Source organism: Thorsellia kenyensis, from assembly GCF_042432445.1.
GTDB lineage: Bacteria > Pseudomonadota > Gammaproteobacteria > Enterobacterales > Thorselliaceae > Thorsellia > Thorsellia kenyensis.
Genome location: NZ_JBHLXE010000048.1, coordinates 37,380 through 61,013, shown reverse-complemented (window position 1 = coordinate 61,013; position 23,634 = coordinate 37,380). Strand labels below are relative to the sequence as shown.

The 23,634-nt window shown below is 34.4% G+C and carries 13 protein-coding genes; 3 read left to right on the top strand and 10 right to left on the bottom strand.

All coding sequences use genetic code 11. From position 1 onward, the window contains the following. Window positions 1-2: 2 nt before the first annotated feature. A complete protein-coding gene (kdsB, locus tag ACFFIT_RS04940; protein WP_385876542.1) occupies window positions 3-815 on the top strand; it encodes a 3-deoxy-manno-octulosonate cytidylyltransferase in 813 nt (270 codons plus the stop codon). A gap of 178 nt (window positions 816-993) precedes the next feature. Here kdsB and ACFFIT_RS04935 read toward each other — a convergent pair whose 3' ends face one another. The 6 genes from ACFFIT_RS04935 to galU all read right to left on the bottom strand — a co-directional run bounded on the left by ACFFIT_RS04935 (window position 994) and on the right by galU (window position 7,686). After that, window positions 994-1,956, bottom strand: a complete 963-nt coding sequence (locus ACFFIT_RS04935) for a YdgH/BhsA/McbA-like domain containing protein (protein WP_385876541.1) — start codon at window positions 1,954-1,956, stop codon at window positions 994-996. 34 nt (window positions 1,957-1,990) lie between these two features. Further along, window positions 1,991-2,935, bottom strand: a complete 945-nt coding sequence (uspE, locus tag ACFFIT_RS04930; protein ID WP_385876540.1) for a universal stress protein UspE — start codon at window positions 2,933-2,935, stop codon at window positions 1,991-1,993. A gap of 18 nt (window positions 2,936-2,953) precedes the next feature. Beyond that, on the bottom strand, window positions 2,954-4,054 hold the full coding sequence (dnaN, locus tag ACFFIT_RS04925; protein WP_385876539.1) for a DNA polymerase III subunit beta: 1,101 nt from the start codon (window positions 4,052-4,054) through the stop codon (window positions 2,954-2,956). Between the two features lie 102 nt (window positions 4,055-4,156). Continuing rightward, complete coding sequence (gene dnaA / locus ACFFIT_RS04920) at window positions 4,157-5,647, bottom strand: chromosomal replication initiator protein DnaA (RefSeq protein WP_385876538.1); 1,491 nt, start codon at window positions 5,645-5,647, stop codon at window positions 4,157-4,159. Between the two features lie 119 nt (window positions 5,648-5,766). Next, on the bottom strand, window positions 5,767-6,699 hold the full coding sequence (gene prmB / locus ACFFIT_RS04915; RefSeq protein WP_385876537.1) for a 50S ribosomal protein L3 N(5)-glutamine methyltransferase: 933 nt from the start codon (window positions 6,697-6,699) through the stop codon (window positions 5,767-5,769). A gap of 72 nt (window positions 6,700-6,771) precedes the next feature. Continuing rightward, window positions 6,772-7,686, bottom strand: a complete 915-nt coding sequence (galU, locus tag ACFFIT_RS04910; RefSeq protein ID WP_385876536.1) for a UTP--glucose-1-phosphate uridylyltransferase GalU — start codon at window positions 7,684-7,686, stop codon at window positions 6,772-6,774. Window positions 7,687-7,999: 313 nt separating this feature from the next. Here galU and rplY point away from each other — a divergent pair, with 313 nt between their 5' ends. Next, window positions 8,000-8,281, top strand: a complete 282-nt coding sequence (gene rplY / locus ACFFIT_RS04905; RefSeq protein ID WP_385876534.1) for a 50S ribosomal protein L25 — start codon at window positions 8,000-8,002, stop codon at window positions 8,279-8,281. Between the two features lie 199 nt (window positions 8,282-8,480). Here the strand turns inward: rplY and recO are convergent, their stop codons facing one another. The 4 genes from recO to ACFFIT_RS04885 all read right to left on the bottom strand — a co-directional run bounded on the left by recO (window position 8,481) and on the right by ACFFIT_RS04885 (window position 12,255). Continuing rightward, window positions 8,481-9,206: a DNA repair protein RecO gene (recO, locus tag ACFFIT_RS04900; RefSeq protein ID WP_385876533.1), complete on the bottom strand. Its 726-nt coding sequence runs from the start codon at window positions 9,204-9,206 to the stop codon at window positions 8,481-8,483. Window positions 9,207-9,227: 21 nt separating this feature from the next. After that, on the bottom strand, window positions 9,228-10,088 hold the full coding sequence (gene kdsA / locus ACFFIT_RS04895; protein ID WP_385876532.1) for a 3-deoxy-8-phosphooctulonate synthase: 861 nt from the start codon (window positions 10,086-10,088) through the stop codon (window positions 9,228-9,230). 115 nt (window positions 10,089-10,203) lie between these two features. Continuing rightward, window positions 10,204-11,343, bottom strand: coding sequence for an iron-sulfur cluster carrier protein ApbC (gene apbC / locus ACFFIT_RS04890; RefSeq protein WP_385876531.1), 1,140 nt, complete (start codon window positions 11,341-11,343; stop codon window positions 10,204-10,206). Between the two features lie 339 nt (window positions 11,344-11,682). Next, window positions 11,683-12,255 carry a TIGR00645 family protein gene (locus tag ACFFIT_RS04885; RefSeq protein WP_385876530.1) on the bottom strand — a complete coding sequence of 191 codons (573 nt, stop codon included), beginning with the start codon at window positions 12,253-12,255 and terminating at the stop codon, window positions 11,683-11,685. Between the two features lie 1,126 nt (window positions 12,256-13,381). Here ACFFIT_RS04885 and ACFFIT_RS04880 point away from each other — a divergent pair. Then, complete coding sequence (locus tag ACFFIT_RS04880) at window positions 13,382-23,023, top strand: autotransporter outer membrane beta-barrel domain-containing protein (protein WP_385876529.1); 9,642 nt, start codon at window positions 13,382-13,384, stop codon at window positions 23,021-23,023. Window positions 23,024-23,634 lie beyond the last annotated feature (611 nt).

Sequence of the window (23,634 nt, the reverse complement as noted above, 5' to 3'; positions counted from 1 at the left end):
TTATGACAAATTTTATTGCAATTATACCTGCAAGATATGGTTCTACGCGATTGCCTGGGAAACCTTTATTAGATATTTTAGGTAAGCCAATGATAGCCCACGTCATTGAAAAGGCGCAATCTGCTGGTGCAAAAAAGGTGATTGTTGCAACAGACAATCGCAATGTATTTGATACAGTTGAAAAATTTGGGGCTACAGCATGCATGACTCGAGAAGATCACGAGTCGGGAACTGAGAGGTTGGCTGAAGTAATCACTCAAATGGGCATAGATGATAATGAAATTGTTATTAATGTTCAAGGTGATGAACCTTTAGCGCCTCCAAGCATTATAAGACAATTAGCAGATAACCTGGCTAATACAGATTATGAGATGGCTACATTAGCGACGCCTATAACTTCATGGGAAGAAGTATTTAATCCCAATGTTGTCAAAGTCGTAAGAGGAATTCATCAGCAAGCACTTTACTTTTCTAGAGCGACAATCCCCTGGGATAGAGAACATTTTGCTAAGCTGGCAGGTGGAGCTTTAGGTCATCATTCTAATAGTGATAGCAACCTTACGAATTTATTAAATGATATGTCACTTCTAAGGCATCTTGGTATCTATGCTTATAGAGCAGGCTTTATTAATAAATATATTAATTTAACCCCGAGTCCACTTGAAAAAATTGAATTACTAGAGCAACTTCGTGTGCTTTGGCACGGTATTGCTTTGCATGTTGATCTAGCAAAAGAAGTTCCTCAGGCAGGAGTCGATACTCAAGATGACATTGAACGAGTGAGAAAGTATTTAAACGATAAAGTTAGGGAATAAACTAAAACAGCTTCTTGTATAGGTAATATATTTATTTTTGATGGTTTACTAAAGGGTGAATTACCTAAAAAACTTGTGCTAGAAGTAATTTTTACAACTAGTATAAATATAATAATAAAAGCTGCCCATAAAAAAATTTTTATAAGAGCAGCTTTTATCTGTGCAAAAAATTAGCTATCTATTTAAAGAGATCTACATAAATAGTTTTATTTGTACCATTACCTTCTTTTGTCAGTGTAATTCTGTAGTATTTCGCTCCGCGTTTATTTGCTTCTTTTGCGACTTTATGGGAGATGTCCACAGACGTATTAAAGCTTCCTCGTATTTCTATAGAGTCAAAAGGTTCCATTTTTGCCGCAGTTGCACGGTTAACTTCTTGTACTTTTGTACCATCAGCCAGAGTCACTGTATAGCGTTTTTCAGGTGAAGATGAGTCACCCTCCCAAAATTTAACTCTACTTCCATCAGCCTTAATATCTTGTGGTGATTCAACCAGTTCAGGACGTCCTTCTGCAATAGCTTTAGCCGCTGCTTCTGAGCCTGCAGGAATTAAGTCGTATTGTTTTCTCTCATTTCTTGGCGCATCTTTCTTGTATAGAAGTGCTTTAATTGATTTTCGAGTACCACTATTGTTAGCATCGCGAGACTCAATAATATAAAAAGCGGCAGCGTCTTTTTCAATTGCTAATTTAGCAATACGATTATTGATATCTATTGGATTAGTAAAAGTCTCTTCAATATCAATATAATCAAAAGGCTCAAGTACTTCATAATCATCTCTAGAGAGTTCCTTTATGCCTCGATAGGTCAGACGAGTGTCTTCGGTATTTTTTTCTGCATTTTCCTCATAAAGTGCTACAGAAATATTATAGCGCCCATTGCTATTTTCAATTGAGTCAGTGATATAAAATGCATGAGCACCTTCTTTTTCTGCACGTTTTTTTGCAGCGTCATTTTGTGCAGAAATTGATGCAAATCGACCTTGAAATTTAATTTCTTTATAAGGTTTTAATTGTGCAGCTTGTTCTGCATCATATTCTATCGCTGAAAACGCACTCATAGAGGTGACAATTGCTATAGGTAACAATGCAAGACGAGCTGTGTTTAAGAAACATTTAAGGGTTTTGCTCGATTTGTTCATAATAAATTTATCCATTAGAAATTAAATAATAATCCTATTCGCTTTTTCTAGGCGAAACAGGGGAAGAAAATCCATTGGGTTTAATAACCAGTAAATCGCAAGTAATATGGTTTATTACTTCCTCAGCCGTATTGCCAATGAAGGCTGCGGATAAGCCGGTTCTACCCATAGTACCGATGACTACAATACCTGCTTGTAACTCATTTGATTTTTGAGGAATAATTTGTTCAGCACTACCGCTTAAGACATGAGTTTTGTCTTCATCAATTTCAAATTTCTGTCTTAGAGATTTCATCGCTAAAAGATGCTGACCACGAATGGCGTCATTATAAGCACTTGGATCAAAATCAGGGATCTCAATGGCTATATTTATGGGGGTTTCAGGATATGCGGTAACCAAATGTACTTCAGTTTTATCTACATGAGAAGCTAATTCAATTGACTCAGAAATAAGTTTTTCATTTAAGCTTGCGTGATAAGATTCTTCAGAGGATAAATTGACTGCTACAAGTGCGGTGCCTCCTTCAGGCCAAGGTTTATCCTTGACCATCCAAACAGGACAAGGACATTTTCTTAATACATGCCAATCAGTAGGAGTAAATATCAATGATTCTAGCTTATCGTGTTGTTTTGCCATCTTAAGGACTAAGTCATGGTTATATTCCATGACTTCTTGAATGATTGCTTCAAAAGGTCTATTGTGCCAAATAACTTTAATATCAATAGGTACGCCAGCTTCAAGGTAGTATCTTGCTTGGTATTTAATCCATTCAACACGCTCATCGATAACACTTTGGCGCATAGAGGCTCTGTCTGTTGGTGAAAGCAGGGTTGTCATCTCGTAAGAAAAATCATAGATAGGTAAAAATGCCTTAATTTTTCCGCCATTTTTTCTTATGAGATAAACTGCACGTCTTAAAGCGGGCTGTTCATCCTGACTAGGATCGATAGCGACAAGTAGATTTTGATAGATTGACATAGTTAAACTCCTTTTTAATTACAGACGCATCGGCATAATGACATATTTGGCTTTGTCATCAAATTTATCTGTGATAAGAACACTTGAAACCGAATCCGTTAGATGAAAAATGGTTTCGCCGGTTTTGATGGTATTTAATACATCCAACAAGTAAACAATATTTAATCCTATTTCTATGTCAGGACCTGCATAGTCAACATCCAATATTTCCTCTGCTTCTTCATGTTCTGGATTATTGGTTTGAATAACTGCTTGATTTAGGCTAAGAATCAAACGAACACCTTTATAACGATCTGTAGATAAGACATTTGCCCTAATAAATGCTTGTTTAATTGTTTCAGTATCTACACTAAATACTTTATCCGGTGCTCTAGGAAGTGTACGGCGATAATCAGGGTATTTTCCATCAATCAATTTAGTTGTAAAAATGGTATCTCCAAAATTTGCTTCTAAATTACCCTGATTAATTTTAAGGGACACTTTGGTTTCACAGGTGTCTAATAATTTGATGAGTTCTAGGATACTTTTTCTTGGAATGATGACGGATTGAGGGGCAATAGGCTCTTCTATTAATTTTTCACTTAAAGCCAGTCTGTGTCCATCCGTAGCAACAGTTCTAATATGTGATGCATCAATTTCGAGTAACAAGCCATTAAGATAAAAACGGATGTCTTGTTGTGCCATCGAAAACTGAGTTGAATCAATTAATTGCTTTAAGGTGATCTGCGGTATTTCAAATGATGAGATGGAATCAAACTCTTTTAAATTAGGAAAGTCTTCAGCTCTTAATGTATTGAGTTGATAGCGACTTTTCCCTGAGGAAATAGAAACTCTGTCCTTGTCATGTTTAAAAGTGATGTCAACACCATTAGGAAATGCTCTGATGATATCTAATAATTTTTTAGCGGGCACCGTAATCGCTGCTTCTTCGCAAAATTCATTGAGTGTCACCTTACTCAACATTTCAATTTCTAAGTCAGTACCAATTAAAATCAGTTCATTGTTTTTTACTTTGATAAGAACATTAGATAAAATTGGCATTTGATGCTTAGTTTGGATACAGTTGTTAACAAGCTGTAAAGGCTTTAAAATTAACTCTCTATTAATTGTAATTTTCATGTGTTTTTCCAAAATATGCAGATTCAACTCTTATTATGATTTAATTTACTTAAATAAGCAATTAAGACAAGATAAACAAGACTTCTAACAATAATTAACGCACTAAGAAGATAGAATTCTTATAAGATTAGCATAATCCTCTTTGATGTCATTGCTCTCTTTTTTGAGCTCGTCAATTTTACGGCACGCATGTAAGACTGTAGTGTGATCACGACCGCCAAAACCATTGCCTATTTCAGGTAGGCTATGGTTGGTCAATTCTTTTGCTAAAGCCATGGCTACCTGCCTTGGTCTCGCAACAGAACGCGAACGACGTTTTGAATGAAGATCAGCCACTTTTATTTTATAGTAATCAGCCACTGTTTTTTGAATATTTTCGATAGTGACCAACTTTTCTTGGAGCGCAAGTAAGTCTTTAAGAGCTTCGCGAACAAAATCGATTGTTATAGGTCGCCCTGTAAAATTTGCATTCGCAGTGACTCGGTTTAATGCCCCTTCGAGTTCTCTTACATTTGAACGCAATCGTTTCGCAATAAAAAAAGCCGCTTCACTTGGTAATCGAATGCCGTTTTCGTCTGCTTTTTTCATTAAAATAGCAACACGAGTTTCAAGTTCTGGTGGTTCTACTGCAATTGTTAGCCCCCAACCAAATCTTGATTTAAGCCTGTCTTCCACCCCATCAATTTCTTTGGGGTATCTATCGGAAGTGAGAATAATTTGTTGATTCCCTTCCAAGAGTGCATTGAAAGTATGAAAAAACTCTTCTTGAGATCTCTCTTTTTTGGCAAAAAATTGGATATCATCAATCAATAAAGCATCTACTGAACGATAAAATCTTTTAAAACTTTCAATTTCATTTTTTCTGAGTGCTTTGACCATATCCTGCACGAAGCGCTCTGAGTGCATATAAATCACCTTTGCATTCTTATTTTTAGCACAAATGCTATTACCTACAGCATGAAGTAAATGTGTTTTTCCAAGCCCTGTACCACCATAAATAAAAAGGGGATTATAGCCTTGACCTGGATTTTCTGCTATTTGTTGGGCTGCAGCCCGTGCTAATTGATTAGAATTTCCCTCAACAAAATTAGAAAATTGATGTTTAGGGTTTAGGTTAGAACGATAATTTAGACTGGACGTTTTGAGCTGTTGTTGCCATCCTGCTTGAGCTTCATTATCATGAACTGAATGAGTTTTTTGCACGCTAGAATTTTTATGAACATTTTCTTGGTTAGTCGTATTTAAGGGCGTCGAATCCGAGTGTTCTTTTGATTCCTTTTGAATAGAGGCTGTTTTATCTAAGTGAGAAGGTAATGTTTTTTCCCTTGGAGCCTCTTTTTTTTCAACGGGTTTACTTCCTTCTTTTAGACTAAGAAGGGGAGCATTGTCAGCAAGTTGTTCATTTAAAAATTCGGTAATTTTAGTGGCATATTTATCCTTAACCCATTCAAGAACAAAGCGATTAGGAGCATAGAGTACAATTGACTTTTCAGTTTCAGAGGCTTGTAGTGGTCTAATCCACATATTGAATTCTGTTGAAGTCAAAATTTCTTGCAAATAATCGCAACAGCTTGACCAGTTTGAGGCTGACATACTAAAACTCCATTGATATAAATTTAAAAGGCGTACAATTATAACAATTTAAACAAATGAGATAAAATTTTTTGTGGAAAATATGAGAGTAAAGTTAAACTCTATTTTGATAAATTCTATTAAAGTAAGTCTAATTGAGACTTACTGATAATAAATACGCCATCACCACCTTTTTTAAATTCAATCCATTCAAATTGAAAATGTGGATAGGCATCAATAAGATGGACCATACTGTTGCCCACTTCGCATATTAAAAACCCCTCTTCTTTAAGATGATGTTTGGCTTCTTTTAAAATGCGCTTTGTGATATCTAATCCATCAGATCCTGATGCCAGAGCAAGTTCAGGTTCATGTAAAAACTCTTCTGGTAGATCACTCATATCTTCTGCATCAACATAAGGAGGGTTAGTGATGATAAAGTCATATTGCGTATGACCAAGGGCATCAAAAAGGTCGGACTGAATAGGAAAAACTCTATGAGTTAATTGATGAGCTTGAATATTTTCATCACAAACAGCGAGGGCATCAAAAGAAATATCTACAGCATCTATTGAAGCATTCTCAAAAGCATAAGCTAATGCGATAGCAATGCATCCGCTTCCAGTGCATAAATCTAAAATCATCAATTCTTCATTTTCAATCTTACGTTTTTTAACTAAATTGTCCGCATAAGGAGATAATTTTTCTGTGATAAGTTGCCCAATAGGAGATCGAGGAATTAAAACATGTTCATTCACATAAAACATTAGGTCAGCGAAAAAAGCTCTTTGTGTAAGGTATGCCGTTGGAATTTTATCAAAGATTCTTTTTTCTAATAAAGCGAGAATTTCTTTTTTTTCCGTGGAAGTCAGTCTTGCATCTAGATCAAGATCTCCTAGTGTAATAGGCATACCTAAAGGAACAAGCGTTAAATGGCGTGCTTCGGTAATATAATCATTTGTCCCGTGACCAAGATAAATATCAGAATGAGTCAATTGAGTGGATACCCAACGTATCATATCACGCAGGGTAACTAATTCATTTTGAGCTTCCAGAAATTGAGCTGTATGCACTGGCAATCCTTATTTTACGTTAAGTGAGTAAATGAAAATCATATAATTAGAATAGCATCGTCTATTTTGTATTTAGCTTAATAATTCACTGTTATTTTCTAACCACATCACAATCTCTTTACCGAAGATAGGATCTTTAGTGGCATACTCAATAAATGTGGTAATGTAGCCAATTTTATTGCCGCAATCATGGCTGCGTCCCTTAATATGATGTGCTTCTATTGTTTCTTGGTTAAGTAAAAGCTTGAGTGCATCGGTTAATTGAATTTCATCGCCAGCACCAAGAGGTGTTTTTTCCAGCATAGACCAAATAGCAGGTGATAGAACATATCTACCTACAATTGATAAATTGGATGGTGCCTCGTCTTCGGTAGGTTTCTCTATCATATTTTTAATGGTTTTGCTTTCACCTGGTAATAAGTCGTCGCCATCAAAATCAACAATACCATAATTTTTCACCTCAGAGTAAGCAACAGGTTCTACAAGAATTTGGCTATTTTGGGTCATTTCATATCTTTTTATCATTTCGCTTAAGTTATCTCTAGATAAATCCGAAGCATATTGATTTAAAATAACATCGGGTAAAACGACCGCAAAAGGATGGTTCCCTACGATGGGTTTTGCACACAAAACAGCGTGTCCTAGTCCTTTGGCTATACCTTGTCTCACCTGAATAATAGTCACATCCTTTGGACATATTGATTGGACTTCGTCAAGTAATTGTCTCTTAACACGTTTTTCTAGAATCGCTTCAAGTTCAAAACTTGTATCAAAGTGGTTTTCGATAGAATTTTTTGATGAGTGAGTGACTAGGATGATTTCTTTTATTCCTGCCGCAATACACTCATTGACCACATACTGAATCAGGGGTTTATCAACAATAGGGAGCATTTCTTTAGGAATCGCTTTAGTAGCAGGCAACATTCTCGTTCCCAACCCAGCGACTGGAATAACTGCTTTAGTGATGAGTCTGGTATTCGATTTCATAAAACCTCTGAATGAATAATTGTTCGATAGGTAGAAATTGTGCTCATAGTATTTTTAATTCTATCAATTATAGCAGTTAGCTAACTTAGAGTACACTGCAATTAGTTTTGCTGATCTGCTCTTTATGAAAAAGCATTTTGAATCATCACAAAACGCTTTAAATTACCTATTTCAATAAGAAAATCTATTTGCCTAAATGTCATTATTCATTTAAAATAGTATGGCTTTATCGACGATAAAGCTCAATTTTTATTGCTGGGTCGCCTGTAGTAGGAGTTGGTCACTTTTTTATAATTGAAATAAGAGATATATTATGTTAAAAATTAATGCAGAAGTACGTAAAGAGCAGGGAAAGAGTGCGAGCCGCCGCCTGCGTAGAGCTGATAAATTTCCAGCGATCGTATATGGTGGAAATGAAGCTGCTGTTTCAGTTGAATTAGATCATAATCAAATCATTAATATGGAACCTAATCCAGCATTTTATGACGTTGTTGCTCTAGTAATCGATGGAAAAGAGCACAAAGTGAAAGTTCAAGCAGTTCAACGCCATCCATTCAAACCAAAAATTACTCATATCGACTTCGTTCGCCAATAAAAGTAAATTTTCACAGCCTCTTTTGAGGTTGTGAAATCTAAAATCTCTAAATCTTCATAAGCACTTTACATTTATAAACAATCGCTTAGTGATAAACCCTAATAAATATTAATCTCTTGTTTATGTGATCTACAGACAGTACTCATTACTTAGTTATTCTCAACACCCACAGTATTGTTCGTTTGATTAGTTGTAACTTTTATCGAGGTAATATTTGGCTAAATAACTCTCTACTTTTGAACGGTTTACTGCCAACATAAGGTTTTAATGCTATCCGGGTAAATTGTTTTGCACAATTCAAAGTCTCTTTATCTAAAAAATCCAAATGTCCCATTGCTAAAATATACTGTCCCAAAAAAACATTTTTATTGTTCATCATACTTGCCACAAAGCCTTTTTCTGGATAATAAATATATGTCATATCAGTAGCTATTTTTTGGCCGCTCCCTGCACAATGAAAAAAATCGACTGAATAGCCAAGATGTTTTAAAAGGATAAGTTCGAATCTTCTTAATACAGCTTCTATTGAGAGTTCTTGGGAAGCAAGGCTTTGTATCGCAAGTAAGTATTCAGAATAAAGCAATGTACAATCAACTTCTGACTCAAGCACTCTTTGAATCAGTTCATTGAGGTATATTCCGCTGTAGAGATAAGTATTGGATAACGGCAAAGTGAGTGATATAGGTTCAACAGCGACTAATGTTTTTACCTCTCCTTTGCCTAAGAATTTAACTAATAATGGTGTAAATGGCTGCAAGTATGCTTTTTGAGCTGAACGTTTAGTTCTTGCCCCTTTGGCTATTGCAGTAATGGCTCCTTGTTTTTCACAAAACAAAGAGACGATTAAGCTGCTCTCGCTATAAGGGCGACCATGAAGCACAAAAGCTCTTTGCCATTGACTTGCTACATTTTGCTCTTTAGACATTTTTGTGTCGCCAAAAAACAATTAGTTTATATCCAGATCTTCAAAACTTTTAACTAAATCATCAATGGCTTTCATCTGTGTTAAAAATGCTTCCAATTTTGCTAATGGTAGCGCTGAAGGACCATCACATTTTGCTGTATCAGGAGAGGGATGAGACTCCAAAAAAAGCCCCGCTATTTTAACGGCCATACCTGCACGGGCTAATTCAGCAACTTGTGAACGACGACCACCTGAGGCTGCGCCGAATGGATCACGACATTGAAGTGCATGCGTTACATCAAAAATCACAGGAGAACCTTGTGTTGCTTTTTTCATTACGCCAAATCCTAGCATGTCTACAACCAAATTATCATAGCCAAAATTCGAACCTCTATCACAAAGAATTATTTTGTTATTACCACACTCTTCAAATTTTTCCACGATATTACCCATTTGGCCTGGACTTAGGAATTGTGGTTTTTTTACATTAATAACCGCACCTGTTTTCGCCATTGCTTCAACTAGATCAGTTTGTCTGGCTAAAAACGCCGGCAGTTGTATTACATCTACAACTTCACTTACTGGTTGTGCTTGGTGAATTTCATGAATATCAGTGATGAGTTTCACTCCAAACTTTTCTTTAAGGGCGCTAAATATTCTAAGTCCCTCATCCATACCAGGACCTCTATAAGAATGAATAGATGAGCGATTCGCTTTATCAAATGATGCTTTAAATACAAAAGGGATATTCAGTTTTTGAGTTACCTCAACATAGTGCTCACAAACACTCATTGCCATGTCATAGGATTCTAGTACGTTCATTCCCGCGAATAATACGAATGGTTTATCGTTGGCAACAGCAATTTCTCCGATAGAAACGATTTTTTCTTTAAGTATGCTCATAAAATGACCTTATGTAGTATTAATTAGTTGTAAATTAAATGCTCATGAATAAGATTTTTGTGAAAAAATACCTTATTGTATTCAAATGAGCCTTTTGTTGTAATAGATTAATTGACTATTTTGAAGCATCAATAAATTGTAAAGGAATTTCTTTTTTTTGTTTTTTTGCGCAATTTGAATAAGTCATCGCAGCAACTCGCGCAGCTAAATTGGTAAAGATTTCTGTTATGCGATGATTTGGTCTAGCTATTGTTGTTGGACATCCAGCATCTAAATCTTCACGAAGAACAATATCCAAAGGGATATTGGCCAGTAAAGGTAATTTAAATTCTTCTGCAATTTTTTTTGCGCCATCTATTCCAAATGGATGTGATTCATGTCCGCATGATTCACAGGTGTGCCAACTCATGTTTTCGATGATACCTAATAAAGGTACTTTAACTTCATTAAACATCATAACACCTTTTTTAACATCTAATAACGCAATATCCTGAGGGGTTGTGATAATGATTGCACCACTTAACTCAATCTGTTGGCCAAGGGTAATTTGTATGTCCCCTGTGCCAGGGGGCATATCTAAAATAAGATAATCCAAATCTGGCCAGTTTGTTTCTTGTAATAATTGAATTAGAGCCTTACTTGCCATTGGGCCTCTCCAAATCATTGCATCATTTCCTTTAGATAGATACCCAATAGAATTAGTTACGAGGCCAAAACTTTTTACAGGTTCCATCAGCTTACCATCAAGAGAGGTTAAATCAGCATCAGCCATACTCAGCATAGTAGGAATAGAAGGGCCGTATATGTCAGCATCTAAAATACCAACTTTTGCCCCTTGAACGGATAAAGCTGCAGCCAGATTTACTGCAGTACTAGATTTTCCAACACCTCCTTTGCCAGAACTTATAGCAATAATATGTTTTACTCCTTTAACATGAGTAAGTGGTTTATGGATGAGTACTTGGCTATTATAAATCCATTTTATTGATGGTATTGAGAGTTTATGTAGTAAAAGAGGCTCTAGCTGTTCTTTCATTTTTAAAAAACCAGCCTGCCACGCAAAAGGGAAGTGGAAATTTAAAAATAGCTCTAAAGATTCATCAATAGAGCAGTTGAGGAGGCAATTTTCAGAAATTAAAAAATCAGTTGTTAGTGAAGTTTCTAAAGTGAAACTTGAATATTCTTTAAAAACAGAGGTTAAAACTTCTAACTGATGATCGTTTAAAGAATTAAAACGTTTAGAGGACGCAGGCATATCAAATAAACTCTGTATGGTAAAATGAAAACAATTAAATAATTATATTATAACATGCAGCTAGCAAAAGCATTATCCTTAAATGATAAATCACATAAAATAAGAAGCAATATTTCATTTTTGAGTAGAATTGAAGTTAATCAATTAGGATATCAAATATTTCAGTAGATTTTATGTTAATGAAATAAACGATTCTAGAGGAATATTTTCATAAATTCAGGTTCAAGAAAATAATAGAAAGTTTATAAGATATTTAAATTTGAGAGTAATTTACATAGGCGAATCGAGGATGTCTCCTTATTTTAATAACGAAATAAAAATAAGGAGAGAACAGACTATTTATTTGTGATAAGCATGGGACATTAATTTGTCAGTCCATGCAATGCCTAAGGCAGAAAGTACAAAAATAACATGGATAATAACCTGCCACATGATTCCTTCAGAGGTAATTGTGGCACAATTAACAGTAATTTCTGAAGTACAAGAAGGCAGTCTACCTAATTGAGAAGCGGAAATGAATGTTTTAAGAAGATGAATAGAACTAATCCCAATAATAGCCATGGCCAATTTTACTTTTAAGACACTCGCATTGACATGGCTTAACCATTCAGGTTGATCTGGATGACTATCTAAGCCCAGTTTAGAAACAAATGTTTCGTAACCACCAACGATGACCATCACTAAAAGATTTGAAATCATAACAACGTCGATAAGCCCAAGAACCATGAGCATCACATCAGCTTCTTTCAAATTTGTAATATTGTGCACTAGGTGCCAGAGCTCTTTACCAAATAAAACGACATAAACACATTGCGCTGCAATTAGCCCTAGATACAGAGGGAATTGCAACCAACGAGTTGCAAAAATTAATCGAGGGAGAAGACGTATTCTTGTATGTTGTTCGGACATCATCGTTAACCTATTTGTAAATATTCCAATTGTGGTTTAAGTGTGAATTCTATAACTAAAATGTTAGCAATAGATTTCTTTTGTAAAATTTTTATTAAATACAAATGGGTATTTTATATTAAAAATTTTAATCTCGCATATATTTTTAATCAGTAGGCTAAAAAATCATTAATAGTAAATAATAGGAACTTTGATGGGGGATCAGCTTAGTTTCCTGTGAAGCAAATCATTAAGAAATTCATATGTTTTATTTGTGATGATGAAAAGGTAAGCAACATCGGCTAGCAACAGTTAGTATGAAACGGCTCGAGGTGCGTTATCTGAGAAATATCTTGTTGAACGTGGAGTTAAAAGCAATGCATAAATTGACATATATAAGATAAAAAGCTAAAGGAAGATTAACGATTGTAGATCTATCATTAACTTATGCAATAGGGCTACTTTTGATAATTTAAAACTGTTTGTTGGATAAACTCGATAGGTACGCTCCTGATATTTAAGAACGTGATCCAAAAAGAGCGAGGGGACATTCGAAAGATATATAAACAAAATGACTAACTTTTGAATGCCTATAAAATTACACTTGTAAATAAATGTATTTTACTTACAAAAAAAATAATAAATTTACATTTTTATGTTGTAATCTTGCGTAAAGTCAATACACCAATAACGATAGTGACTAGATCTTAGGCAATAGCCCAAATGTAAAAAGTTTTAAATTCAATTTTTTAGTTCATTATACAATTAATGGCTAAACGATTTATAAATCATCATTCAGAAATATTGTCTGAATATATTTAACTAAAATAGACTTTATCGAAATAATTAATCCCTGGCTTTATGATATTACTTATTCAGGTAAGAAATAGATAAGAGATAGAAAACCTATGACAATACTCATAAATTTTAATAAACCTAAAAGTTTTACTTTAAGGCCTTTTATTTTTCTGGTATAAATGTAATATTGTGTAACTAATTGTTTTGGCATTTATAGCTTTAAATGCTTTTGCTGACAGCGAAATAAATTATTAGTAAACATAATTTATTGAAAAATAATTGCTTATAAATTGATCGTTATCAATTTATATACTGGCTTGTTTACTCACTAATCAATTAAGGTCGTTATAAGATGAAACTTAACAAAATTGCTCAATTTATTAAATCACAAGTAACAAGTAAAAACTCTTTTAAATCAAATTTTCACGGCAGTTTAAGTGAAAGAGGGATGAATAATACAAGTTTGACTAAAGTAGGACTGCTTACAGGAATACTTTTAGCTACAGCTTTACCCATGGGAGCAAATGCTATAACTGCACAGGATTGCCTTGTGGAGTCAAACTGTACTGTGGTTTCTAATAGCACTCAATTAAGCAATGCGTTAAGCACAACAGGTTCGGCCACAAGGATAGTATTAGCTAATGATATTACTTTGAATGCTGATATTAATGTAAGAATGATCGAGTCTGGCCGAAAGAATATAGTCATTGATGGTAATGGTTTTTCTCTAAATACCGGCTTATTTGATTTTAATATAAATGGTAATACTAGTAGCGTCTGGGGTGAGGAATTAGGATCATTTAAATTTGAAAATATAAATGAATTAACTTCTAGTACAGCAAGTGATACTTGGGTGATTAATGTTGGTCAATTTACAGGTGTTAATGTCATATTTGACGATATTAAACGTTTTACAGATAGCATGTATGCAGTAATGGGCCAACAAGGTAGTAACATCAATGGTAATCGTATTGCAGAAGTGGTTTTTGGCAATATTGAAAAAATGGATAAATTTACTCTAAAAATAGGGCATCAAATTGTTGAAGGCGGGCCTCTAAGGTTTACTGGGGATTTTTCTGTTTTCTCTGATGGTGCAGCTGGTGAATTCAACACTATCTTTTGGTCAAATTCACCTAATGAATTTAATGTTATGAATTTTGAAAGTAATGCCAATTTTTCAGCCCAGGTTACATTTCTTACACTAGGTTCAATTGCCAACAATGATGCATATAAATATATAATGCAAGATGGTGCTAAAATTAAATTATTAACGCCACAAAATATTTTTGGTCTTGTTAATAATGGACTTAAAATTGGATCATACGATCCTAATAAGGGCTTTGGTGCAGGTGTTCAACTTGATATTGGTAATTTTCAAGGTGGGGCTGTAGTCGGTCACGGTATCAGTAACCTCGGCGGTGATGCTACTGGAGGACTAAAAAATGGAGCCGCAAGTAATGGGGATGTAATTTATAATATTGCTTCAGGTTCAACCTTAAGATATTCCGGCTCAGATAATGCAGGAATATTTGTCCAAAAAAATAAAGGTGTAGGAGGCGATGTATTTGTTCGCAGTGATGCGATATTACAAGCTACTAATGCTAATGGTATTAAACTTAACATGAATGGAACCGGACAAGTTCTCATTTTGAATGATACTAATTCTATTATAAATGCGAAAAAAGGCATCGATATTACAAGTTCTGGTTCAGGGGACCCATTTAATATTTATCACTTAGGAACCATTAATAGTTCGATTGATGGTCTATCTATTAATACTACTGTTCCTCGAGAAACAAATATTAATATGGACGGGGGTATAATCAATGCAATCAGTGGTAATGCGATTAACATTCTGGGGCAGTCTAATTTAAACTTAAACGGCGGTACAATCAATTTAAGTTCTGGCTCTACAGGATTAAATGTCAGTACAGCAGGCGAAGTTACTATATCTAATTTGACACTTAATAATTCTAATGCTAGCAGTAAGAGTATTGTTAAATCAGGATCATCAGTTCTTAATTTATTAAATAGTACTCTTGACATATCAGGAACGGCAAAAGGGTTAGAAAATATCGGTAGTATTAAATTATCAAATACTAAAATAAATGTAAGTGATTTTGCTACAGGTATTGATATTACAACCCAAGATATAGCAAATTGGATAGTTGAAAATTTAGTCATTAATGTTTTTGGTGATGGTAAAGGTATTGTTTTAGCCAGCGGACAAAAAATAGATCAAGATATTAGTATTAATATTGCTGACAATGTGACTGGTTCTGGCCTTGTAATTACTGATGGTGCATCAGAAGTAACATCTATAGATTCAAACTTACATATATCAAGCGGTACAGGTACAGCCATAAGATTAACAGGTACCTCTAATAAAACACTTAATTTAAATCAATCTCTCTCAGGCAATATTTTATTAGATAACCAAAATCAGAGCACCCTTAATATAAATAATGCTTTAAATGGTGAAGTTATTGCAAATTCTGGAAATTTGCATACGTTGAATTTTGGTTCTAATTCTGACTTTTTAGGTAATATTAAGTTAAATTCTGGAGAAAATAACCTACTATTTAACGCAGGTTCTTCTTCAGAGGGCAATTTAGTTACTGGAAATTTGGCTGATAGTGTTATTTTAGCTAATGGGACTTTAAGCCATTTAAATATTAATTTAGGTCAAGGCGATAATAGTCTAATTCTTAATGAAAACAGTACTTTGTTGAATAGTGTTTTAATGGGAGATGAAGACGATACAATTAGATTAAGTTCAAATGCCTCAATTACAGGGATGATAGATTTAGGTGCCGGCAATAACCAAATTTTTACCAACGGTAAATTTAATCTAACTGATCTTCAAACTGGCTCTGGTGACGATTCCTTCGTTTTTTCAAATCTCACAGCAGACTCTTATTTCAATTCACTTGATGCGGGAGACGGATCAAACTTACTTAATCTGACATCGCAGTCAAACTTAGTTTTATCAGAAGAACAAAAAATAATAAATTTTAGTAACATAAATGTAGAAAAAAATTCGCAATTAACATTTGCTAATTTAAATAATACAGGTAATAGTCTTATTTCATTAGATGGAACCTCCTCACTTAATTTATCAAATGAATTATTTGGGACGCTAAATAATTCTGTAGCAGGGCAAGGTCGAGTGAATATTTATGGCGATATTTTAGTAGAAAAAGGTAATGCTAATTTTGAAGGAATATGGTCAATTGCACAGGGAGCTATATTATCTTCTTCATCTGATAATGTCTTCGGTAAATTAGCTTTCGCGTCTATAGACAATAATGGATTATTAAATTTAAATAATAGCAGTCAATTAGGTTATAGCTTGACTGGTAATGGAATAGTTAAAATCAATCAAAATTCTCTCGTACCATTGGACTTCGCTTTTACAAATAATGTGGGGGGGGCTTTCACTGGTATTTATGAGTTAATGAATAGCCGAATAGTTTTAAATCAGAATGACAATCAAATAGCATTGGCTAATTCAAATTTGAATTTATCAAATAATTCAGTGGGAATTATATCCGCTAATTCTAAGATAGGCGATTTGAGCTTAAGTGGCGGTGAACTAGATTTCATATTTTCTGGTCCAACAACATCCCCCGTATTAACAGTAAATTCTCTTGATATTACTAATCAAAAGCTTAGCCGAATTGATTTAGCAGGAAACGTTAATTTAGACGTTAGTCAACTGCCAGATGCCCCTCTAGCAGGTAATTTTTTAGATCAAGATAGTCAAGTAGGCAATAAGGGAATTCTTCTTGTAAAAGCTGGTTCTGTATTAGATGATGGAAAACAAATAACACTCAGTGTAAATGGAAATGCTACAGATACTAGTAAGCAATTTAATGGTGTTTCTGATGGAACGAATAATGATATAACTGCAATTTACGATTATACAGCTGTTACATCTAATAGCAGCGTCAGTGGCTCAGGAATTTATGTTGAATATTTACTAAAAGAATTAGTGTCTAATTCTAATATTATTTTTAATTCTATAACAAGTGCTAGTAAATCGTTAGATGCTTTAGTATCAGGTGTAGGTGGTATTGAAATCATCGCGAGTAATGAGGAACCATTAATAATTACAAACGAAAATAATAGCTATTCTGGAGAAACTAAGCTAACTGCGGGCTCAGTCAGGTTAGGTGGAAATAATGTGCTAGGCTCTACATCACTTTTAAACATGGGGATAGGGACTAAGTTAGAAATAAATGGTTACTCCCTTTCGTTAAATGGTTTAGCTGGTTCTGGTAACGTAAATATCGATTCAGGTGAATTGCTAATTCAAAATGGTCAAGAAACTGTTGGCACTAATTTTATTGGTTCATTTAGTGGGGATACGGGTTCTCTCATAATTGCAGGAGGGGAGTTTGGTATTACTGGCGAACAAACATTTACAGGCACAACACTAATTAATCAAGGTGCCAAATTCAATCTAGGTTTTGGTGTTGATAATATAGTAAGTTACCTAGGCGATATTGTAAATAATGGCACAGTAATTTTTGATAGCCTCCGACCAATTTTTTATAATGGTGTAGTTAGTGGCTCTGGTAATGTAGAAATAAAAGATCTAACCATAACTGAAGCACAAACATATTCAGGCAAAACGACTATTTTTGAGCAATTAACTTTATTGAATGAGGGCAATTTATCTGGAAGTGTACAATTAGATAAATTTGCAAAATTAAATTTCAATAATCAAAGTGACCTTGACTTCAATAACTTCATTGAAGGGGAAGGGGGGATTTCTGTCAATACTAATGGGCGTATCAGCTTAACTAATAACAATATTTTCAGTGGAGATACGGTTATCAATAATGGTACGCTTGCATTAACCCAATCAGATGCCGCTGGTACTAGCAATATTAGTATTTCTACTAATGGGGTTCTCGAACTTAATTTTGATAATATGAAATTTGATAATACTTTATCTTCTTCTGGAACAGTAAATGTACAAGGGAAAAGTATTACATTTAATGCGGATAACACAGCCTTTAATGGACAATTAAATATTTTAGAAGAGGCAAGTTTAGGTGTTACCTCTTACAACCAAATAGGTGCAAGCACGGTTAATTTGGCCGGTAGATTAGACCTATCACAAGATGAAAATCTTATTTGGGCTAATAGACTTAAAGGTGATGGCTATTTAAATGTAGACTTGAATAAGAACATGTTTACATTTTCTCCAGCTTCTAACGAATTTACTGGGACCTTAGCGCTAAACAATACATATTTTGATTTAAGTGATCTTACAAACAGATCAGCTATTGAAAACGGGACCTTAACCCTTAACAGTGGTTCAATTACAGAGTCAACAGTTAATGGCGCAAACATTGGGAATTTAAATATCAATGGCGGTGAATTAATCATTTCTATGATTAACCCTACAGAAGCAAACGAATTAAATGTGAAAAATCTAGCTGTTGATCCAGTTAACACAGGAAAGCTCAATTTAAAAGGAATTACGTTAGAGGTTCCTGAAGGGGTTAGCGGAAGCACTTTGCTTGATCAAAATACATTAGATTTGAGTTCTGGATTTATTGTAGTAAATGCTGAGACGGTTTCAACACCAGGTCAATTCCTAGATTTATTTATCGAAGGCTTAGCTGTCGAGCCTCAAGAAGCTGTTATCAAAGATGACAAAGGAAATGATATCAATGCTACTTATAAATATATCTCAGTGGCTGCAGATAACAATTTTGCTGAAGGAATAGACGCAGGATTATATGTTACTTATCAACTCACTAAACTTGAATCCTTAACAAATTTAATAATTGATTCATCTAATTCAGTTTTTAATAATCTTATCGCGAAAGTAACAGGAGAAGGAAATCTAACTCTTCAAGGAAAAAATGCAATACAAATCAGTAATGCCAATAACGATTATACAGGTCAAACATTAATAGAGGGTACTACTGTAATGCTAGGCGCTAATAATGCGCTTGGAAAGACTAGCCTTGTTGAATTAAAGGATGGAGGTTCATTAAATTTATCTGAAACAAGCCAGACTATTGGTGGGCTTTCAGGTTCAGGAAATTTCAATATAGGTAAAGGCGAGCTTACCATAAATGGAACTGGTCAGGGAAATGTTTTTTCGGGCACTTTATCAGGCAGCTCTGAAGGACAATTTTTATTAGGGGGTAATCTTACCTTAACTGGTGTAAATACATTTAAAGGTAAAACAGCAATCCAAGAAACTGGTGTGTTAACTATTGGACATGATACTTCTTCAAGTAGTTATGTTAGTGATATAGAAAACAATGGTCAGTTGAGTTTTAAAACAAATGAACTAAATGGGATAACATATGAAAATGTGATTTCGGGTTCAGGAAACTTAGATAAGTATGGAGCTGGAACCTTAATCCTTACAAATGATAATACATTCGAAGGAATAACAAATTTATTTGCTGGTACAATTCAATTAGGTAATGGTGGTCAAACAGGTTCTGTCAAAGGTAATATTTTCTTAGATAGTGACTCTTCGCTGCTTAAAATTAACCGCTCAGATAACTTTGAGTTGCAAAATAACCTCAGTGGTTTAGGTAAACTATCACAATCAGGAGAGGGATTAATCACTCTAACAAATGTCAATAACACCTTTGCTGGAGGGATAGACATAGCTGAAGAAAGTGGTGGGATTTCAATTGACAATAATGCTAAGTCTGCTGGAACAGGAGCAATTCAGAATAATTCCTTGTTAAAGTTAAATTTTAGTGATCAAGAGTTTTCAAATGTCATTTCAGGTGTCGGAGTTACAGAAATAGTGGGTAACAATATTACACTTAACGGACAGTATGATGATTTTCAAGGTAATTGGCTTATTGAAGGATCGGCAGTTATAAACACCCTATCATCTGAACCTGCACTTGGAACAGGATTAGTCAATTTAAATGGGGAATTACGTTTTAACCTGGCCGATAACCTAGAAAAATTCACCCTTTCAAATCGTTTTGAAGGAGAAGGTTTACTCGATATTTTTGGTGGGCAAAACGTTGAAGGATTGACAGAACTCAATATTTTAGCGAATAAGGGCCATAACTTTAAAGGTACAATAGGCTTAACCGACCTCAAACTTACGCTTAATAATACAAATAATTCATTTTTAAGCCAAGCTAATCTACAAATTAATTCAGGTACTAATTTGATTAATGATAGTTATAAGGCAATAGGTGATTTAACGTTAAATGGCGGAATTTTCACTTCTGTTTTTGCTAATACAACTGAAGCATTCTTATTGACAGTGAATACACTGAATTTAGGAGATGGAGCGAATAGCGGTGATGTAGATATAGGCACTGTTAATCTCGATACAACAGGTATTGATACGGCTATTAGTGATAAATCATTCTTAGACCAAAATACAGCGGATGGTGATGCAATTCAATTAATCTTAGCAAATAATGTCTCTCAAGATGGTGTCATGCTTGATTTACTGGTGAATGGTCTAGCGGTTGATACTACGACAATTGATAATTTGAGTGATGGCTTTGGTAACAATGATATTGGTGCGGAATATTCTTATGAAGCTGTTTCTAGTGCTAATGCTGGCGCTAATGGTAAAGCAGGTCTGTTTGTTGACTATGTTCTTAAGTCATTAATTACTAAAACCGATTTAGTTATTTCCACAAGCAATAGTACATCTAAAACATTGGGAGCTCTGGTACAAGGTGCTGGCAACCTAAATCTCAGAGGGGATGATGGTATTTTGACTATCGCAAACAGCCTGAACAGCTACGAGGGAAATACTGTGATTTCTCATGGTGGTGTTAAACTTGGTGCTGATAATAGTTTAGGTAAAATTGGACACGTTATCCTAGAAGAAATGAGTTATTTAGATTTGGGGGGCTATGATCAATTAATTAATGGACTATTTACTGCAAATGGAAGTACGCTTGATTTGAATGGGGGTACGCTAACTTATGCAGGTGCTGCAGATAGTTCTATTGAACAAATAGTCAATGGGAATATGAAGGGAGCTGGTGTATTAAATATTCAAGGTGGTTCAGTCAGCATCAATAGCGAAAATGAAGATCTTAGCGCTGATATTAATCTTAACAATGATGCTAGTTTAGTACTGTCAGGCAAAAGTCAAATAGGTTCTGGAATATTAAACATTAGTGAAATGGCTAAACTAGAATTAAATGGCAGTAGTTCCTTAATTAATAATATATTATCAGGCAATGGAACGATTGATTTGAATGGCAGTCAAGTATCCCTAACAGAAAATAGTGAATCGTTCGAGGGGCTCTTTAATGTAGATGGGAAAAGTAGATTAACTTTAAATAATTTGAATAACCTTGGAAATGCTACGGTTAATAATTTGGGTACAGTTGCTTTTGATTTTGTTAAAGCACTTGATCAAACTCTGAATGCCAATATTTCTGGTGAAGGTGATTTAAACAAATTAGGAGAGGGAATTTTACGAATTAAATCGGATTATTCAAATCTAGGTTCATTCAATGTAGAAAATGGGTTTTTAATTTTGGATTCTAAAGATGCTATGATTAGCGCACTTTCAATTACCGAAAGTGGGTCTGCGGGTGGTTATGGTGTAATAGATGGAGATGTTATTAATGAAGGTATTCTTTATGTTGGAGATGCTTCAGGAAAAACTGATTTAGCATTACAAACTCTAAATATTGATGGTGATTTATATAATTTTAATACGATATCTTTAGCTGGTAGCAAAGCAGGAAACGTTTTGAATGTGGGTGGTAACTATGAAGCTCGTAGTGATTTAGTTTTTAACACTGTACTTGACGGTGATAATTCGAAAACTGACAAATTAAATATTTTAGGTAATACTAAAGGTCATACCACTGTTTTTGTAAATAATAAAGGTGGTAGAGGTTCGCAGACAGATAAAGGGATTGAATTAATATCTGTCACAGGGGAATCAGTAGGTACATTTAGTTTAGCGTCACGTCTCGTCGCTGGAAGTTATGACTATCAATTAGTTAAAGTAGACAAAAACTGGTTCTTACAATCTGATTTAAGGGCGATACGACCTGAAATAGGTGCGTATCTTGCTAATATTGATATAACGAACGCTAATACTATTATGACCTACCATGACCGGGTTAACAGTATCAAATCGAATGCTATAAAAAATGAACAACCTAATAATAGCGAACTTAATATTTGGGGACGGATTGTTGGTGGGGTAACTGATAGCCAAGCTGCAAATGAAATAGAACAACGCTTTTATCATAGCTATGTTCAATTGGGTGGAGACTTAATTCATTTAACAACTGACCAAGATAATAGTTATACTGCAGGGGTTATGGGTGCAATTGGTCAATCACATTCGAGTAACACTAATAGTATATCCCGTTTTGTTGCGAACACAAATCAAGATAATTATCGTCTAGGGGCTTATGGAACGCTTGAATTTAGTGGTTTGTCGCAAAACCAACCAGCCTATCTAGATACTTGGATGCAAGTTGGCTGGTCAAAAAATGAAGTAAGAGGTCAAGATTTATCTGGAACAGAAAAATATGATTCTAACAATTTTGCTTCGTCTTTAGAGTTCGGTTATCCCATTAATTTTTATCAACAAAGGAATACATATGTTGATCTAGTTCCAGAAGCACAGTTAACTTATAAATACCTTTCAGCGGATGATTTTACGGAGTCAAATGGCACAGTAATCACGCATCCGACCACGGATGGAATTGAAACACGCTTAGGTGGGAAAATAAAATACAGTTATAACATGGCAAATGGAACTGATTTTAAAAGTAATGTAGGTTTAAACTGGATACATGATAATGTTAATGCTTCTGTAAAATTAAATGATCTTATTTATTACTCTGATAGGCCTGCTGATATTCTAGACATTAATTTTGGAGTTTCCTTAGATTATAAATCAAGACTATCCTCACACATTGATATCAGTAGTAAGCATGGTAGTAATGGTTTTGAAGAAATATCTGGTCGATTAGGTATAAGTTACTCCTTCTAGATTTTAAAACTATTTAACTACTATTAAAGTCAAAAAAATGACCTACTCCCTCAAACTGTACTTTTTATCTTACTTGAGGGAGTTGTTTAGTAAGTGGGTTAGACTTAACGCTTTTAGGTTGTCTAAAATATATTTGGTATATCTTGAGGCAAGTATAAAAACAGGAAAGAATGAATGTAGCTCACCACAAAAGAAGTACTAATAAACGCACTAAATGTCTATTATCTGGTGCCTTTTATAATCAAGAAAGTAAAGAATGCTATAAAATAGAAGATCAAATCTATCCTTTGACAAATGATTCAACTAAAAGGCCCAAACATACTAGCTTAAATGATTAATCCTTAGTTGCATGGGATAAAGAATTTATATCGGATTCTGTCATTCGGATTAAGTGGCATATTGCAGATATTTGACACACTTCTACTACTCTAGTTGATGAAAAAGAGTAAGGAAATCAAAGGAAAGTAAATAAAAGTGTACTGGTATACTGATTACTTGCTGAGATCAAATAACATGTTGAATGAAGATGATTTTTTCATATTGAATATTAGAATTAATGATAAGACTTAAAAGAAAACTTAGCACAAGTGAGATGCCTTTCTTACACTATA